The organism is Microbacterium sp. SL75 (assembly GCF_026625865.1).
GTDB lineage: Bacteria > Actinomycetota > Actinomycetes > Actinomycetales > Microbacteriaceae > Microbacterium.
In genome coordinates this window covers 728,078-745,873 of the sequence record NZ_CP113067.1, presented here as the reverse complement: position 1 = coordinate 745,873, position 17,796 = coordinate 728,078, and the positions used below count along the sequence as shown (strand labels likewise).

Annotated in this window: 12 protein-coding genes and 3 rRNA genes; 14 read left to right on the top strand and 1 reads right to left on the bottom strand. The window is 65.6% G+C overall.

The features are described 5' to 3' along the window. Window positions 1–172 precede the first annotated feature (172 nt). The 14 genes from OVA17_RS03495 to OVA17_RS03430 all read left to right on the top strand — a co-directional run bounded on the left by OVA17_RS03495 (window position 173) and on the right by OVA17_RS03430 (window position 17,117). Window positions 173–1,693: ribosomal RNA gene (locus tag OVA17_RS03495) — 16S ribosomal RNA — on the top strand. A 414-nt stretch (window positions 1,694–2,107) separates the two neighbouring features. Then, window positions 2,108–5,217 (top strand): 23S ribosomal RNA (locus OVA17_RS03490). Window positions 5,218–5,319: 102 nt separating this feature from the next. After that, window positions 5,320–5,436, top strand: a 5S ribosomal RNA gene (gene rrf / locus OVA17_RS03485). Together the 16S, 23S and 5S rRNA genes form the textbook arrangement of a ribosomal RNA operon. A gap of 323 nt (window positions 5,437–5,759) precedes the next feature. Beyond that, the gene (locus tag OVA17_RS03480; protein WP_267788208.1) at window positions 5,760–6,512 is read left to right on the top strand and encodes a hypothetical protein; all 753 of its coding nucleotides are present in this window, start codon (window positions 5,760–5,762) and stop codon (window positions 6,510–6,512) included. Continuing rightward, window positions 6,509–7,306 carry a hypothetical protein gene (locus OVA17_RS03475; protein WP_267788206.1) on the top strand — a complete coding sequence of 266 codons (798 nt, stop codon included), beginning with the start codon at window positions 6,509–6,511 and terminating at the stop codon, window positions 7,304–7,306. The genes OVA17_RS03480 and OVA17_RS03475 overlap by 4 nt, the downstream gene beginning before the upstream one ends. Further along, a complete protein-coding gene (locus tag OVA17_RS03470; RefSeq protein ID WP_267788203.1) occupies window positions 7,303–8,340 on the top strand; it encodes an HAD-IIA family hydrolase in 1,038 nt (345 codons plus the stop codon). The genes OVA17_RS03475 and OVA17_RS03470 overlap by 4 nt, the downstream gene beginning before the upstream one ends. Window positions 8,341–8,359: 19 nt before the next feature. Next, window positions 8,360–8,521, top strand: a complete 162-nt coding sequence (locus tag OVA17_RS03465; protein ID WP_180993495.1) for a hypothetical protein — start codon at window positions 8,360–8,362, stop codon at window positions 8,519–8,521. After that, window positions 8,518–9,318 carry a TlyA family RNA methyltransferase gene (locus OVA17_RS03460; RefSeq protein ID WP_267788198.1) on the top strand — a complete coding sequence of 267 codons (801 nt, stop codon included), beginning with the start codon at window positions 8,518–8,520 and terminating at the stop codon, window positions 9,316–9,318. Before OVA17_RS03465 ends, OVA17_RS03460 begins: the two co-directional genes overlap by 4 nt. Next, window positions 9,315–10,235 carry an NAD kinase gene (locus OVA17_RS03455; protein ID WP_103211006.1) on the top strand — a complete coding sequence of 307 codons (921 nt, stop codon included), beginning with the start codon at window positions 9,315–9,317 and terminating at the stop codon, window positions 10,233–10,235. The genes OVA17_RS03460 and OVA17_RS03455 overlap by 4 nt, the downstream gene beginning before the upstream one ends. Continuing rightward, complete coding sequence (recN, locus tag OVA17_RS03450; RefSeq protein ID WP_267788193.1) at window positions 10,232–11,926, top strand: DNA repair protein RecN; 1,695 nt, start codon at window positions 10,232–10,234, stop codon at window positions 11,924–11,926. The genes OVA17_RS03455 and recN overlap by 4 nt, the downstream gene beginning before the upstream one ends. 257 nt (window positions 11,927–12,183) lie before the next feature. Then, entirely contained in the window at window positions 12,184–13,881 is a 1,698-nt protein-coding gene (locus OVA17_RS03445) for a CTP synthase (protein WP_210074117.1), read from the top strand. Window position 13,882: 1 nt separating this feature from the next. Then, a complete protein-coding gene (locus tag OVA17_RS03440) occupies window positions 13,883–14,461 on the top strand; it encodes an NUDIX domain-containing protein (RefSeq protein ID WP_267788192.1) in 579 nt (192 codons plus the stop codon). Between the two features lies 1 nt (window position 14,462). Next, window positions 14,463–15,392, top strand: coding sequence for a site-specific tyrosine recombinase XerD (gene xerD, locus OVA17_RS03435; protein WP_267788190.1), 930 nt, complete (start codon window positions 14,463–14,465; stop codon window positions 15,390–15,392). 84 nt (window positions 15,393–15,476) lie between these two features. Then, the gene (locus OVA17_RS03430; protein WP_267788189.1) at window positions 15,477–17,117 is read left to right on the top strand and encodes an ABC-F family ATP-binding cassette domain-containing protein; all 1,641 of its coding nucleotides are present in this window, start codon (window positions 15,477–15,479) and stop codon (window positions 17,115–17,117) included. 250 nt (window positions 17,118–17,367) lie between these two features. Here the strand turns inward: OVA17_RS03430 and OVA17_RS03425 are convergent, their stop codons facing one another. After that, window positions 17,368–17,712, bottom strand: coding sequence for a LysR family transcriptional regulator (locus OVA17_RS03425; RefSeq protein ID WP_210072800.1), 345 nt, complete (start codon window positions 17,710–17,712; stop codon window positions 17,368–17,370). Window positions 17,713–17,796 lie beyond the last annotated feature (84 nt).

The window sequence follows — 17,796 nt, the reverse complement described above, 5'->3', positions numbered from 1 at the left end:
CAATTTATTCCTCGTCGGTCTGACTTTTGTTGGATTGCGAGAAATTCCTTTGGATCAAAGACCAGCCCTTCCGGGGGTTGGCATATGAATTCGTCAGTTTTGATGTTTTCTCTTTGGTCAGTTTCAAACTCGCTATGACTGTCGTTTTCCCGGTGGTTGTATGCATTTCTTTTTTACGGAGAGTTTGATCCTGGCTCAGGATGAACGCTGGCGGCGTGCTTAACACATGCAAGTCGAACGGTGAAGCCAAGCTTGCTTGGTGGATCAGTGGCGAACGGGTGAGTAACACGTGAGCAACCTGCCCTGGACTCTGGGATAAGCGCTGGAAACGGCGTCTAATACTGGATATGAGACGTGATCGCATGGTCGTGTTTGGAAAGATTTTTCGGTCTGGGATGGGCTCGCGGCCTATCAGCTTGTTGGTGAGGTAATGGCTCACCAAGGCGTCGACGGGTAGCCGGCCTGAGAGGGTGACCGGCCACACTGGGACTGAGACACGGCCCAGACTCCTACGGGAGGCAGCAGTGGGGAATATTGCACAATGGGCGGAAGCCTGATGCAGCAACGCCGCGTGAGGGATGACGGCCTTCGGGTTGTAAACCTCTTTTAGCAGGGAAGAAGCGTAAGTGACGGTACCTGCAGAAAAAGCGCCGGCTAACTACGTGCCAGCAGCCGCGGTAATACGTAGGGCGCAAGCGTTATCCGGAATTATTGGGCGTAAAGAGCTCGTAGGCGGTTTGTCGCGTCTGCTGTGAAATCCCGAGGCTCAACCTCGGGCCTGCAGTGGGTACGGGCAGACTAGAGTGCGGTAGGGGAGATTGGAATTCCTGGTGTAGCGGTGGAATGCGCAGATATCAGGAGGAACACCGATGGCGAAGGCAGATCTCTGGGCCGTAACTGACGCTGAGGAGCGAAAGGGTGGGGAGCAAACAGGCTTAGATACCCTGGTAGTCCACCCCGTAAACGTTGGGAACTAGTTGTGGGGACCATTCCACGGTTTCCGTGACGCAGCTAACGCATTAAGTTCCCCGCCTGGGGAGTACGGCCGCAAGGCTAAAACTCAAAGGAATTGACGGGGACCCGCACAAGCGGCGGAGCATGCGGATTAATTCGATGCAACGCGAAGAACCTTACCAAGGCTTGACATATACGAGAACGGGCCAGAAATGGTCAACTCTTTGGACACTCGTAAACAGGTGGTGCATGGTTGTCGTCAGCTCGTGTCGTGAGATGTTGGGTTAAGTCCCGCAACGAGCGCAACCCTCGTTCTATGTTGCCAGCACGTAATGGTGGGAACTCATGGGATACTGCCGGGGTCAACTCGGAGGAAGGTGGGGATGACGTCAAATCATCATGCCCCTTATGTCTTGGGCTTCACGCATGCTACAATGGCCGGTACAAAGGGCTGCAATACCGTGAGGTGGAGCGAATCCCAAAAGCCGGTCCCAGTTCGGATTGAGGTCTGCAACTCGACCTCATGAAGTCGGAGTCGCTAGTAATCGCAGATCAGCAACGCTGCGGTGAATACGTTCCCGGGTCTTGTACACACCGCCCGTCAAGTCATGAAAGTCGGTAACACCTGAAGCCGGTGGCCTAACCCTTGTGGAGGGAGCCGTCGAAGGTGGGATCGGTAATTAGGACTAAGTCGTAACAAGGTAGCCGTACCGGAAGGTGCGGCTGGATCACCTCCTTTCTAAGGAGCATCTGGCACTCGGGTTTCGGTTCGAGTGTCCAGGCGCCAGTTCAACACCGAATGTGTGTTGCTGGTAGCTCATGGGTGGAACATTTGATGGGGTGCTCATGCCGATGGTTCGGGTCTAGTACGCAGCTTGCTGTGTGAACGGTTCGGGTTGGAGGGGTGGGTACATGCACGCTGTTGGGTCCTGAGGGGCCGGGCGCTGGTTGCGCTAGTCGGAAGGCTGGTGTGGTTGGTGGCTGTTCCTCGTGGGCCTTCCCTGCTGTCACGGTTGTGGCGTGTGGGGTGGGTACCGCCCGTACTTTGAGAACTACACAGTGGACGCGAGCATCTTCGACATGACCTTTTGGTTGTGTCGTGAAGATGATCTTAAAGATCATTAGTCAATTTTTGACGATTCAACTCATGTGATTTCAAGTCTTTAAGAGCAAACGGTGGATGCCTTGGCATCTGGAGCCGAAGAAGGACGTAGCAATCTGCGATAAGCCTCGGGGAACTGATAAGCGAGTTTTGATCCGAGGATGTCCGAATGGGGAAACCCCGCCAGGGCGCGTGCGTACCTGGTGACTCCCGCCTGAATATATAGGGCGGGTAGAGGGAACGTGGGGAAGTGAAACATCTCAGTACCCACAGGAAGAGAAAGCAAAAGCGATTCCGTAAGTAGTGGCGAGCGAAACCGGAAGAGGCTAAACCTAGCGTGTGTGATAGCCGGCAGGCGTTGCATGTTGGGGGTTGCGGGACTTTTCTGATTGTTCTGCCGAATGATCGACGTGACAAGAGGGTATAGACGAACGGTTTTGAATGGCCGGTCATAGAGGGTGCGAACCCCGTAGTCGAAATGCCTGTTCTTGGCGTGAGAAGTATCCCAAGTAGCACGGGGCCCGAGAAATCCCGTGTGAATCTGTCAGGACCACCTGATAAGCCTAAATACTCCCAGATGACCGATAGCGGACAAGTACCGTGAGGGAAAGGTGAAAAGTACCCCGGGAGGGGAGTGAAATAGTACCTGAAACCGTTTGCTTACAAACCGTTGGAGCCTCCTTAGTAGGGGTGACAGCGTGCCTTTTGAAGAATGAGCCTGCGAGTTAGCGATACGTGGCGAGGTTAACCCGAGTGGGGTAGCCGTAGCGAAAGCGAGTCTGAATAGGGCGATTCAGTCGCGTGTCCTAGACCCGAAGCGAAGTGATCTATCCATGGCCAGGTTGAAGCGACGGTAAGACGTCGTGGAGGACCGAACCCACTTAGGTTGAAAACTGAGGGGATGAGCTGTGGATAGGGGTGAAAGGCCAATCAAACTTCGTGATAGCTGGTTCTCTCCGAAATGCATTTAGGTGCAGCGTTGCGTGTTTCTTGCCGGAGGTAGAGCTACTGGATGGCCGATGGGCCCTACAAGGTTACTGACGTCAGCCAAACTCCGAATGCCGGTAAGTGAGAGCGCAGCAGTGAGACTGTGGGGGATAAGCTTCATAGTCGAGAGGGAAACAACCCAGACCACCAACTAAGGTCCCTAAGCGCGTGCTAAGTGGGAAAGGATGTGGAGTTGCTTTGACAACCAGGAGGTTGGCTTAGAAGCAGCCACCCTTGAAAGAGTGCGTAATAGCTCACTGGTCAAGTGATTCCGCGCCGACAATGTAACGGGGCTCAAGCACGCCACCGAAGTTGTGGCATTGACATTTTTGGTAGGCCTTCGTGGTCCAGCCGTGTTGATGGGTAGGAGAGCGTCGTGTGGCGAGTGAAGCGGCGGGGTGACCCAGCCGTGGACGCTACACGAGTGAGAATGCAGGCATGAGTAGCGAAAGACGTGTGAGAAACACGTCCTCCGAAAGACCAAGGGTTCCAGGGTCAAGCTAATCTTCCCTGGGTAAGTCGGGACCTAAGGCGAGGCCGACAGGCGTAGTCGATGGACAACGGGTTGATATTCCCGTACCGGCGAAGAACCGCCCCAGTCAATCCAGTGGTGCTAAGAGTCCTAGCTCACGCTTTAGCGGATCCCTTCGGGGTGAGGCGGGTGTGTGTGAACGCTCGACCCCATGCTGGTGCGGCTAGCGTATTAACAGGTGTGACGCAGGAAGGTAGCCCAAGCCAGGCGATGGTAGTCCTGGTGCAAGTGCGTAGGCCGACTCTTAGGCAAATCCGGGAGTCATGAGGCTGAGACACGATGCGGATAAAAAGTGGGTGATCCTATGCTGCCAAGAAAAGCATCGACGCGAGGTTCTAGCCGCCCGTACCCCAAACCGACTCAGGTGGTCAGGTAGAGAATACCAAGGAGATCGAGAGAATCGTGGTTAAGGAACTCGGCAAAATGCCCCCGTAACTTCGGGAGAAGGGGGGCCATCCACTTATTAGGACTTGCTCCGAAAGGGTGTGGTGGCCGCAGAGACTAGTGGGTAGCGACTGTTTACTAAAAACACAGGTCCGTGCCAAGTCGCAAGACGATGTATACGGACTGACGCCTGCCCGGTGCTGGAAGGTTAAGAGGACCGGTTAGCCGTAAGGCGAAGCTGAGAATTTAAGCCCCAGTAAACGGCGGTGGTAACTATAACCATCCTAAGGTAGCGAAATTCCTTGTCGGGTAAGTTCCGACCTGCACGAATGGCGTAACGACTTCCCAACTGTCTCAACCGCGAACTCGGCGAAATTGCATTACGAGTAAAGATGCTCGTTACGCGCAGCAGGACGGAAAGACCCCGTGACCTTTACTACAGCTTGGTATTGGTGTTCGGTGTGGCTTGTGTAGGATAGGTGGGAGACGGTGAAGCATTCACGCCAGTGAGTGTGGAGTCATTGTTGAAATACCACTCTGGTCACTCTGGATATCTAACTTAGGACCGTGATCCGGTTCAGGGACAGTGCCTGGTGGGTAGTTTAACTGGGGCGGTTGCCTCCCAAAATGTAACGGAGGCGCCCAAAGGTTCCCTCAACCTGGTTGGCAATCAGGTGGCGAGTGTAAGTGCACAAGGGAGCTTGACTGTGAGACTGACAGGTCGAGCAGGGACGAAAGTCGGGACTAGTGATCCGGCAGTGGCTTGTGGAAGCGCTGTCGCTCAACGGATAAAAGGTACCTCGGGGATAACAGGCTGATCTTGCCCAAGAGTCCATATCGACGGCATGGTTTGGCACCTCGATGTCGGCTCGTCGCATCCTGGGGCTGGAGTAGGTCCCAAGGGTTGGGCTGTTCGCCCATTAAAGCGGTACGCGAGCTGGGTTTAGAACGTCGTGAGACAGTTCGGTCCCTATCCGCTGCGCGCGTAAGAAGTTTGAGAGGATCTGACCCTAGTACGAGAGGACCGGGTTGGACGAACCTCTGGTGTGTCAGTTGTTCCGCCAGGAGCACCGCTGATTAGCTACGTTCGGGATGGATAACCGCTGAAAGCATCTAAGCGGGAAGCCGGCCTCAAGATGAGACTTCCATACCTTTATGGTGAGAGGCTCCCAGCCAGACTACTGGGTTGATAGGCCGGATGTGGAAGCGTAGTAATACGTGAAGCTGACCGGTACTAATAAGCCGATGACTTGATAACACACCTGTTTTTGGTGCTTGCGTCCACTGAGTGGTTCTCGATGTACGGTCGGGAACTCAACAATGATCATGTCGTTGTTGGTTTGTGAAACATCAATAGTGTTTCGGCGGCCATAGCGAGAGGGAAACGCCCGGTTACATTCCGAACCCGGAAGCTAAGCCTCTCAGCGCCGATGGTACTGCAGGGGGGACCCTGTGGGAGAGTAGGACACCGCCGGACTTCTTTTCAGTCGAAATGGCCACCCAACGTTGGGTGGCCATTTCGCATTTACGGGCACTTTTTCCCGGGAAGGACAGTCATGTCTACGGACGACGCGAACGATCGCAGGAGCAACGAAGGGCGCTCGGGCGACCGCGCGTCCGGGCGTGGACAGTCCTCCCGTGGCAACGATTCTTCGTCGCGGAGCGACCGCCCGTTCCGTCGCGACGGCGAAGGTTCGGGTCGTGCGCGTCGTGAGGGTGACTCGCGTCCGTTCCGCCGTGAACACGATGGTGGCGCGCGCCCTTCCGGTCGCGACGGTGGCGGCACGGGTCGCCCCGCGCGTGACGGTGATCGTCCGGTTCGTCGCGATGGAGATCGGCCTGTTCGTCGGGATGGGGATCGTCCGTTCCGTCGCGACGGCGATCGGCCTGTTGGTCGGGAGGGTGACCGTCCGGTTCGTCGTGATGGGGATCGTCCGTTCCGTCGCGACGGCGATCGGCCTGTTGGTCGGGAGGGTGACCGTCCGGTTCGTCGTGATGGGGATCGTCCCTTCCGTGGTGACGGGGATCGGCCTGTTCGTCGGGAGGGTGACCGTCCGGTTCGTCGTGATGGGGATCGTCCCTTCCGTGGTGACGGGGATCGTCCGGTTCGTCGCGATGGTGATCGTCCGTTCCGTCGCGACGGCGACCGGCCCGTGCGTCGGGGTGGGGATCGACCGTTCCGTCGGGAGGGTGACCGTCCGGTTCGTCGTGATGGCGACCGGCCCGTGCGTCGGGATGGGGATCGACCGTTCCGACGTGATGGCGAGCGGCCCGTTCGTCGCGACGGTGACCGTCCGGTGCGTCGCGACGGCGATCGCCCCGTGCGTCGGGACGGGGATCGTCCCGTCCGTCGTGACGGGGATTCCCGCGGCTTCTCCGGCACGGACCGTCGTCCGACGGGCGACCGTCGTCCGGGTGCCGGGGCGCCCCGTAGGTTCGACCGCGAGGACTCGCGGGCCACGCGGCCGCCTCAGGACCGTCGCGAGCGCGGCCCCGAGATCCCCGAGGAGATCACCGCCTACGATCTGCCGGGCGCGGCGCGCAACGAGTTGAAGACCCTCAGCAAGGACAACGCCGACAACGTCGCCCGCCACCTCGCGATGGCGGCTCGCGTGATCGACGAGGACCCGGAGCTCGCCCACCAGCACGCGCTGGCGGCATCCCGGAGCGCGGGACGCGTTGGCGTGGTCCGGGAGACGGTCGCCATCACCGCTTATGCGGTGGGGGACTTCGCCCTGGCGCTTCGCGAGCTGCGCACGCACCGCCGCATCACGGGCTCCGACGACCAGCTCCCGCTCATCGTCGATAGCGAGCGCGGTGTCGGTCGCCCGGATCGTGCGCTCGAGGAGGGCCGCGCGGTCGACCGGTCGACGCTGTCGGTCCCGGTGCGCGTGCAGCTGGCGATCGCCATGTCCGGCGCGCGACTCGACCTCGGCCAGGCTGATCGCGCTCTGCAAGAGCTCGAGATCCCCGAGGCCGACCCTGACCGCGCGTTCGAATGGAGCCCCGCTCTCTTCTCCGCTCGCGCTGCGGTGCTCGAAGAGCTCGGACGCGCGGACGAAGCCGAAGAGTGGGAACGTCGGGCGTCGATCGCGGCCGACGCGCTCGACGCGGCTGCCGGTGTCGCCGACCGCGAGGTGATCGTCGTCGAGGAGATCGAGCTCATCGATGACGAAGGCGGTGTGGATGTGGCATCCGGAGTCATCCCCCTCGAGGAGGACCGCCAGGACTCGGTCGAGTCCGGAGGCGACGAGCACGTCGTCGACGTCGACGGAGAAAGCACCTCCGTCGACGCGAATGCCGACGGACGCGACGACGTGTCGAGTGACGAGGAAGACGCGCGATGATCTTCGGGCGCAGCACCCCTCCGCCGACGCCCCTCGACGGCATCGACGTCGTGCTGGCCGACCTGGACGGTGTCGTGTATGCCGGGCCGGGTGCTCTCCCGCACGCGGTCGACAGCCTGAACCGCGCCCAGCAGGAGGGGCGCCGGCTCGGGTACATCACCAACAATGCTTCGCGTACCGATGCGTCGGTGGCGGAGCACCTCACCTCGCTCGGGTTGCGTGTCGCTCCGGATGACGTCACGACCAGCCCGCAGGCGGCGATGCGTCTCATGCGCGATCTGGTTCCCGCGGGTTCGACCCTGCTGGTCGTCGGCGGAGAGGGCCTCGTCGTCGAGGTCGAGAAGGCGGGATTCGTCGTGACGCGCAGTGCGGACGACAATCCGGCCGCCGTCGTCCAGGGGTTCGCGCCGGACGTCGGGTGGGTCCATCTGGCGGAGGCGGCCTACGCTCTGGCCACACCGGTCGAACAGGGGGGCATTCCCTGGGTGGCGACCAACTCCGACTGGACCATTCCGCAGGCTCGTGGCATCGCACCGGGCAACGGCACGCTCGTGTCCGCCGTGCACACGGCCGTCGGCAGACTGGCGACGATCGCCGGCAAGCCCGAGCGACCCATCTTCGACGTCGCCGTCGCCCGTACGGGCGCGCAGACGCCGCTGTTCATCGGTGACCGTCTCGACACCGACATCCAGGGTGCGCGCACCGCGGAGATGCGGTCCCTGCTGGTGCTGACGGGGATCGATCGTCCCAAGCAGATCCTCGCGGCACCGCCCTCGCAGCGCCCGGACTACATCGTCGAAGACCTCCGGCAGTTGTTCGAGCCGTACCCCGTCACGGTCGTCAAGGGCGAACGTACCCGCGTGGGCGACGCGATCGTCGAGATCGACGGCGTCGATCTGCGGATCGTGAACGACGGAGGTCGCCAGATCGACCTCCTGCGCGCGGGGGCCGCAGCCATCTGGAACAGCGGGCGGGCGATCTTCGGCTTCCGGGTTCCCGAACAGCTCTACGCGGACCCGTTCCGCGTGCGCTGACGTCGGTAGCATGGCATCCATGTCCGACAGCTCCGCCCCGGATGCCGCCGGGCTCATCGATCGGCTGCGTCTCATCGAGGAGCAGCCCCTCGACACCCGCGCGGCCGCCTACGCCGCCGTGCACGAGGAACTGGCTCGACGCCTCGAGTCCGCACCCGCCGATCCGTCCTCGCCGTCGTGACCTCGCGCCTCGACGCCGAACTCGCCGCGCGGGGACTCGCGCGCTCGCGCTCGCACGCGGCGCAGCTGATCTCGGGCGGCCTCGTGACCGTGAACGGACGCGCGGTGGTCAAAGCGGCGGCTCAGGTCGAGGCCGAGAGCGTCATCGAGGTCGCCGGCGCGGACCACTACGTCAGCCGCGGCGCTCACAAGCTGCTCGCGGCTCTCGACGCCTTCGGCCTGGAGGTGCGGGATCGCGTCGCCCTCGACATGGGGGCATCGACGGGCGGCTTCACGCAGGTCCTCCGCGAACGTGGGGCGCGACCGGTGATGGCCGTGGATGTCGGGCACGGACAGTTATCCACCGTCATTGAGGCGGACCCCGACGTGGTGTCGGTCGAGGGGTATAACGTGCGGTTCATGACCGCCGACTCTCTCGCCCACGCCACCGGCGTCGCCGAGCGCGCCACCGTGGTGACGGGGGATCTCTCTTTCATCTCGCTGGAGCACGTGCTGCCCGCCGTGGTCGCCACGGCAGCACCTGACGCCGACATCGTGCTGCTTGTGAAGCCGCAATTCGAAGTGGGGCGTACGTCGGTGAAGGGCGGGCTCGTGACGGACCCGGCGCTGCGGTCGGATGCCGTGCACGGCGTCCTCTGGGCGGCATGGGATGCGGGGCTGAAGACCGCGGGTCTGATCGCGTCCCCCGTCGTCGGCACGCATGGCAACCAGGAGTACGTCGCGTGGTTCTCGGCCACTCGGGGCAGCGACCCCTCAGAATGGGAGAGCACCGTGACCCGACTGACCGGAAGCCGATGACCCCCAGCGATCGCCGAATCCTCCTCGTCGTCCACGCGCGCCGTGACGACACCGTCCATGCCGCCGAGCGCATCCTGACCGCCGTGCGGTCGGCCGGTGCCACACCGGTGGTGTCCGCGGAGGACCGGCCCGAACTGGCGGAGCGGCTTTCGCTCGACGGCGTGCAGACCCTCGGCGTCGACGTGGGTATCGATGAGGTCGAGCTGGCGATCGTCCTGGGCGGCGACGGTACGATTCTGCGGGCGGCCGAGGTCGTCCGCGGCGGAACGGTCCCCATCCTCGGGATCAACATGGGCCACGTCGGTTTTCTCGCCGAGATCGAACGCGACGACATGGACGACGCCGTGCGCCGGGTGATCGACCGCGACTATGTCGTGGAAGAACGTCTCGCTCTCGCCGTGCGTGTCCTCGACGCCGACGACGAGGTCATCTTCGAGACCTGGGCCCTGAACGAGGCCACCGTCGAGAAGGCCAGCCGGGAGCGGATGCTCGAGGTCGTCATGGAGGTCGACGGACGACCGCTGTCGTCGTTCGGGTGCGACGGCATCGTCGTGGCGTCCCCGACCGGGTCGACCGCCTACAACTTCTCGGCCGGGGGGCCCGTCATCTGGCCGACGGTCGAGGCCATCGCCGTCGTCCCCCTCTCGGCACATGCTCTGTTCGCCCGCCCGCTGGTGGTCAGCCCCGACGCCATGGTGGCCGTCGAGGTGCTCGAGCGCACCAGCGGCAGCGGCATCCTGTGGTGCGACGGTCGTCGCTCGCACGAGCTGCCCCCGGGCGCCCGCGTGATGGTGCGCCGTTCGTCGCGCCCCGTCCGCCTCGCACGCCTTCACCCCGCGGCCTTCACCGACCGCCTCGTCCGCAAGTTCCGACTCCCGGTCACGGGATGGCGTGGGATGCCCGGGGGTGCGGCGTGATCGAGGAGATGCGGCTGCGCGACCTCGGGGTCATCGCCGATGCGACGCTTCCGATCGGGCGGGGCTTCACCGCGATCACCGGTGAGACCGGCGCGGGAAAGACGATGGTGGTGACCGGCCTGGGACTGCTGCTCGGCCAGCGCGCGGATTCCGGCGCGGTGCGCAAGGGGGCGGCTCAGGCTGCCGTCGAAGGCGTGTGGCTCGTCCCCGAAGAAGGGGTGGTGGCCGCGCGCGTACGCGAGGCCGGCGGCGACGTCGAGCCCGTCGGCGGCGGGTCCGCCGAGCTCTATCTCGGACGCACCGTCTCGAGCGAGGGGCGTGGCCGAGCCACCGTCGGCGGCCGTACGGCCCCCGCGGGGGTTCTCGCCGACCTGGCCGACGACCTCGTGGTCGTGCACGGGCAGTCCGACCAACTGCGTCTGAAGTCCTCGTCGGCCCAGCGCGAGGCCCTCGACCGCTTCGGCGGTGAGCCCGTCGGCGCCGCTCGGACGGCGTACCGCGCCGCCTGGGACGTCTGGCGCAGGCTGGATGCCGAACTGACCACCCTCACCGCGGACCGCGATGAGCGGGCGCGCGAGGCGGAGCGACTGCGCGCGGCCATCGCCGAGATCGAGGCCGTGGCTCCCGTCGCCGGCGAGGAGGAGGAGCTGGCTCGCCGAGCCGAGCGCCTCGCCAACGCCGAGGACCTGCGCGTCGCCGCCGTGACGGCGCACGCCGCTCTGTCGAGCGAGGACGGCGCACCCGATGTCGTCACGCTTCTGGCAGAGGCCCGCCGAGCCCTCGAGCGGATCTCGGGCAGCGATGAGGCGCTCGCGGAGATCGGCGCGCTCGTCACCGATCTCGGGTACCGCGCGACCGATGCCTCCGTCGCCCTGTCGGGCTACCTCGCCGATCTCGATGAGTCCGGCCCGCACGAGCTGGCCGCGGTGGACGAGCGGCGTGGCGTGATCGCGGGGCTCGTCCGCGCGCACGGTTCCGTGGACGCGGCGATCTCGTTGCTCGAGACGGGCTCGGCCCGCCTGGTCGAGCTCGACGACGACGGCGACCGTCTGCAGCGGCTCGAGACGCAGCGCGACGCGGCCGCCGCCGAGCTCGACGCCGCAGCTGAGGCGTTGACCGCCGCGCGACGCGAGGCCGCCGAACGGCTGAGCGCTGCCGTCACCGAGGAACTGCACGCGCTCGCTCTTCCCGACGCCCGTCTGAGCGTCGACGTGGCGCCCGCGACCCCGGCCGGTCATGGCCGCGACGAGGTCGCGATCCTGCTCGCTCCGCACCCGGGCGCCGACCCTCGGCCCGTCTCGCGGGGGGCGTCGGGTGGAGAGTTGAGCCGTGTCATGCTCGCGATCGAGGTCGTCATCGCGGGTGTCGACCCCGTTCCGACCTTCGTCTTCGACGAGGTCGACGCCGGTATCGGCGGCGCAGCAGCGATCGAGGTCGGCCGTCGTCTCGCCCGGCTCGCCGAGTCTTCGCAGGTGATCGCGGTCACGCACCTCGCCCAGGTCGCGGCCTTCGCCGGGAACCACCTGACGGTCGTCAAGGGGAACGACGGAGCGGTCACGGCATCCAGTGTCCGACGCTTGGACGGTGCGGAACGCGAAGCCGAGATGGCCCGCCTGTTGTCGGGGCTCAGCGATTCGGATGCCGCTCTGACCCACGCCCGCGAGCTGCTGGAGACCGGGCGATCCCGATGAGGCGACCGACGAGGACGAGCCGGGCAGCCGGTGGCCCTCGTCGTCGACGGACGGGTCTGATCTGACATTCGCCGCCGGTCCGTTCTCTTCGGCGGCGACGTCGAGCTGACGCTTTCGCCCTCTGTGCGCTCGTCTCCACCGCTGTGGTCGGCACACGCCGACGCGGCATCGTCACGCGAACGTGACGTGGATGTCGGAGGGGGGTGCGACACTCGGAGTCGAACCCCCACACGCGACTGATAGGATCGAAGCCCGTGATGCAGACTTCGGACGCGGGACAATCAGACGGCACGACTTTCACGACGAAGCACATCTTCGTCACCGGAGGTGTCGTCTCCTCCCTGGGAAAGGGCCTGACGGCGGCAAGCCTCGGCAACCTCCTCACGGCTCGCGGTCTCCGCGTGGTCATGCAGAAGCTCGACCCGTATCTGAACGTCGATCCCGGAACGATGAACCCGTTCCAGCACGGCGAGGTCTTCGTCACCGATGACGGCGCCGAGACCGATCTCGACATCGGCCACTACGAGCGCTTCCTCGACATCGAGCTGAGCCAGGCGGCCAACGTCACCACCGGCCAGATCTACTCGCAGGTCATCGCGCGCGAGCGTCGGGGCGAGTACCTGGGCGACACCGTGCAGGTCATCCCGCACATCACCGACGAGATCAAACGCCGCATGCGCCTTCAGGCGAGCGAGCAGCCGCAGCCCGACGTCATCATCACCGAGATCGGCGGCACCGTCGGCGACATCGAGTCGCAGCCCTTCATCGAGTCGGCTCGTCAGATCCGCCACGAGCTCGGACGAAAGAACGTCTTCTTCGTGCACGTCTCGCTGGTCCCCTTCATGGGAGCCTCGGGAGAGCAGAAGACCAAGCCCACCCAGCACTCCGTCGCCACCCTGCGTTCGATCGGTATCCAGCCCGACGCGCTCGTACTGCGCAGCGACCGGCCGGTCACCGAGTCGAACAAGCGCAAGATCGCGCTCATGTGCGACGTCGACGAAGATGCCGTGGTCAACGCGATCGACGTCCCGAGCATCTACGACATCCCCTCGATGCTGAACGACCAGGGCCTCGACGGGCACATCGTCGACGCCCTCGACCTCGACAAGGCGAGCGACGTCGACTGGTCGCGCTGGCAGCGCGTCCTGCAGGCGGTGCACAATCCCAAGCACGAGGTCACGATCGGTCTCGTCGGCAAGTACATCGACCTGCCCGACGCCTACCTCTCGGTCACCGAGGCCATCAAGGCCGGTGGTTTCGGCCAGGAGACCCACGTGAAGATCACGTGGATCCCCTCCGACCAGTGCGAGACGCCCGAGGGCGCCGCCAAGGCGCTGGGCGCGGTCGACGGCATCATCGTTCCGGGCGGCTTCGGCATCCGCGGCATCGAGGGCAAGCTCGGAGCCCTGCGCTTCGCGCGAGAGCAGGGCATCCCGACGCTCGGCATCTGCCTGGGCCTGCAGTGCATGGTCATCGAGTACGCGCGCACGGTCGCCGGTCTCGACGGGGCGTCGTCGAGCGAGTTCGATCCCGACACCGCGCACCCGGTCGTGGCGACGATGGCCGAGCAGGTCGACATCCTGCAGAGCGGCGACCTGGGCGGCACGATGCGCCTCGGGCTCTACCCGGCAGCCCTCTCGGAGGGATCCCTCGCCGCGGAGGTCTACGGATCGAGCACCATCTCGGAGCGCCACCGCCACCGCTACGAGGTCAACAACGCCTACCGCCAGCAGCTGAGCGACGCGGGCCTGGTGTTCTCGGGCGTGAACCCCGATCTCGACCTCGTCGAGTTCGTCGAGCTGCCGCGTGACGTGCACCCGTACTACATCGCCACCCAGGCCCACCCCGAGCTGCGCTCGCGGCCGACCGAGCCGCACCCGCTCTTCCGCGGTCTCGTCGCGGCGGCATTGGATCGTCACCGCTCGAGCGAGCTGTTCGACGTCGAGGAGGACTGACGTGGAGGAGCTGCGCGACGAGAAGGTCGACCTCGAGCTGGTCTCGACGGACCTCGTCTACGAAGGCGCCGTCTGGGACGTGCGCTCCGACACCGTGCGGTACGGCGACGGCGAGATGACCCGCCAGTACGTCGAGCACCCGGGTGCGGCCGCGGTCGTCGCGCTCGACGACGACGAGAACGTCGTGCTCATTCAGCAGTACCGCCACCCCATCAAGGAACGCGACTGGGAGATCCCGGCCGGTCTCCTCGACGTGGCCGGCGAGCCTCCTCTCGAGACGGCGAAGCGCGAGCTGGCCGAGGAGGTCGACCTCGAGGCCGACCGCTGGCAGCATCTCGTGTCGATGCACACCACGCCCGGAGGAAGCGACGAAGTCGTGCACCTCTTCCTCGCCCGCGGCCTGCGCAGCGTCGAGACCGACTACGAGCGGGAGCACGAGGAGTCCGACATGCGCGTCGAACGCGTGCCTCTCGCGGACGTGATCGACGGAGTGCTCGCGGGACGCCTGCGTAACGGCATCCTGGCCACGGGCGCTTTTGCCGCCGCAGAAGTGCTGCGCCGCGAGGCGTCCACCCGCTGACGTGGAACTCGAGCGGGCGGTCGAGGCCTACCTCCGGCACGTCGCGCTCGAGCGCGGTCTTTCCGACCACACGGTGTCGGCCTACCGCCGTGACCTCGGGGTGTACGTCGAGTGGCTTCGCGCGCGCGGCCTCGGCACCGTCGAAGAGGTGACTCCCGCCCTCGTCGCGGACTTCGCGGGGGAGCGGGCCTCGACGGAACCGCCGCCCGCGTCGTCGTCGCTCGCTCGTCTGCAATCGTCGGTGCGCGGATTGCACCGGTTCCTCGTGCGGGAAGGTCGGGTCGACGCGGACCCGAGCGGCAGACTTCGCCCCCCGAAAACTCCGCGGCGGCTCCCGAAGGCGCTGACCGTCACGCAGATCGACGAGCTCCTGGATGCCGCGGGTCCCGCGCCGGGATCAGCGGACGCGTCCGCGGCGGAGCCGTCGGCGGTCCGCGACCGGGCCCTGCTCGAGCTGTTGTACGCGACCGGGGCGCGCGTCTCGGAGATCGTCCAGCTCGACGTCGACGACACCGCCCACGGAGACCTTCTGCGCGTGCGCGGAAAAGGCGACAAGGAACGCGTGGTGCCGGTGGGGTCGTACGCGCAAGCCGCGATCGAGGCCTACCTCACCCGGGTACGCCCGGCCTGGGCGGCGAAGGCGCGTGCGACGCCTCGGCTGTTCCTGGGCGTGCGCGGTGCTCCGCTGTCGCGCCAGAGCGCCTGGCTCATCATCCAGGCCGCGGCGGAGCGCGCGGGACTGACGGCACACGTGTCGCCGCACACGCTGCGCCACTCCTTCGCCACCCACCTGTTGCAGGGCGGTGCCGACGTGCGGGTCGTGCAAGAACTACTCGGTCATGCCTCGGTGTCGACGACGCAGATCTACACGCACGTGTCGGTCGACGCGCTCCGCGACGTGTACGCGACGTCTCACCCTCGGGCGAGATAGGGACGGCATCCGGCGCCTTCGGCGGGTGAGGGGACCGGGGCGGTGCGGGTACGGGGCCCGACGGCGCCCTGAGACACTAGAGGGATGACCGCCACCCTCGTCGCACAGGGCCTCGCCGGGGGCCACGGACACCGCACGCTCTTCGACGGCGTCGACCTGACGGTCGCACCGGGAGACGTCGTCGGTGTGGTCGGGGCGAACGGGGCCGGTAAGTCGACTCTGCTGCGCCTGCTCGCCGGCGTCGACGAGCCACAGGCGGGAACGGTCAGCCTCGCTCCCGCCGACGCGTTCGTCGGCTGGCTGCCGCAGGAACACGAGCGCGTGGACGGAGAGACGGTCGCGCAGTACATCGCCCGACGGACGGGCGCCGCCGAGGCGACCCGCGAGATGGATGCCACGGCGGCAGCGCTCGGCGACCCTGCGGCTGTCGGAGCCGACGACGCCTACGCGACAGCCCTCGAACGATGGCTCGCAAGCGGCGCCGCCGACCTCGACGAGCGGATGCCGGTGGTGCTCGCCGACCTGGGGCTGGAAGTCGGTGCGGATGCCGAGATGACGGGTCTGTCCGGAGGCCAGGCCGCGCGCGTCGGTCTGGCAGCTCTGCTGCTGTCGCGTTTCGACATCGCCCTGCTCGATGAGCCGACCAACGACCTGGACCTCGACGGGCTGGAGCGTCTCGAGACGTTCGTGCGCGGGCTCCGCGGCGGCGTCGTGCTCGTGAGCCACGATCGCGAGTTCCTCGCCCGTTCGGTGACGCGCGTGCTGGAGCTCGACCTCGCGCAGAACTCCCACCGGGTCTACGGCGGCGGGTACGACGCGTACCTCGAGGAGCGCGCCACGCTGCGGCGTCAGGCGCGCGAGAAGTACGAGGAGTACGCCGACACCAAGGCCGACCTGGTCTCGCGCGCCCGCACGCAGCGGGAGTGGTCCAGTCAGGGCGTCCGCAACGCGATGAAGAAGTCGCCCGACAACGACAAGATCCGCCGCAAGGCCGCCACGGAATCGAGCGAGAAGCAGGCGCAGAAGGTGCGCCAGATGGAGAGCCGGATCGCCCGTCTCGACGAGGTCGAGGAACCGCGCAAGGAGTGGCAGCTCGAGTTCACGATCGGTTCGGCACCGCGGTCGAGCTCGGTCGTCTCGACCCTGTCGGGCGCGGTCTTCCGCCAGGGCGACTTCACCCTCGGTCCTGTCTCGCTGCAGGTGAATGCGGGGGAGCGCATCGGTATCACGGGGCCGAACGGTGCCGGAAAGTCGACGCTGCTGCGTGGCATCCTGGGCCGTCAGACGCCGGACGAGGGATCGGCGAGCCTGGGCGCGAGCGTCGAGATCGGCGAGATCGACCAGGCCCGGTCGCTGTTCGTGGGAGAGCGAGCGCTCGCGGAGACGTTCGAGGGGTTCGTGCCCGAGATGAACGCCGGCGAGGTGCGAACGCTGTTGGCCAAGTTCGGTCTCAAGGCCGACCACGTCACGCGTCCGGTCGACGGGCTGTCGCCGGGAGAGCGCACGCGCGCGGGGCTCGCTCTGCTGCAGGCGCGCGGGGTGAACGTGCTCGTGCTCGACGAGCCGACGAACCACCTCGACCTGCCGGCGATCGAGCAGCTCGAGCAGGCGTTGGAGTCGTACACGGGGACGCTGCTGCTGGTCACGCACGACCGACGCATGCTTGCGGCGGTGCAGACCGACCGTCGCTGGCGCGTCGAGGCGGGGCAGGTCACGGAGCTGTAGAGCGGTCAGGGCACCCGGCCCCGGTGCGCTGTCCGGCCTCGTCGAGCGTGCGCCGGCCGCCGGCCCCGGTGCGCTTGGCCGGCGGGGCCGACCGTGCCTCCGGGCAGCGGCCCCGGCCTAAGATCCGAGGCGCGGGGCGGACGCCGCCGAGCCCGCCGATACTTACGCAGAAACGCTTTCCACGCCTAGAAACGCGTGCAGCACGTGTTTCCGGGCGCAGATCGCGTTTATGCGTGGGGAGGGGGCCGAGTCAGCGGCCTTGGCGCTTCTTGTAGGGCTTGGGCTCGCCCTTCACGATCGGGGCGCGGCCCTTGCCCTTGTTCGCCTTCGCTTTGCCGCCGCCGGGAGCCTTCTGCCGGGGCGCCGCGGGAGGAGCATCGGCGATGCGACGGTGGGCCTCCTCGAGCAGCAGCTCACCGGCCGGCAGCAGCCGCGTGGGCGCCGTGCGCTGCACGAGGGGTTGGCCGACCTCCTCCTCGAGCTTGTCGACGGTGGTGTACAGCGAGGCGAGGGGGATACGCAGCTTGTCGGCCGCGCGCGGGAAGTGCAGCTCCTCTGCGAGGGCGGCGAACCGGACGAGGTGCTCGAGCTTCATGGCATCCATTCTCCCGTGTTGCGAGGTGCGGTGTTGAGCGTCCAGGACACGCCACCTCGCGCGGGGCGGAGGCGGCGTGTCCTG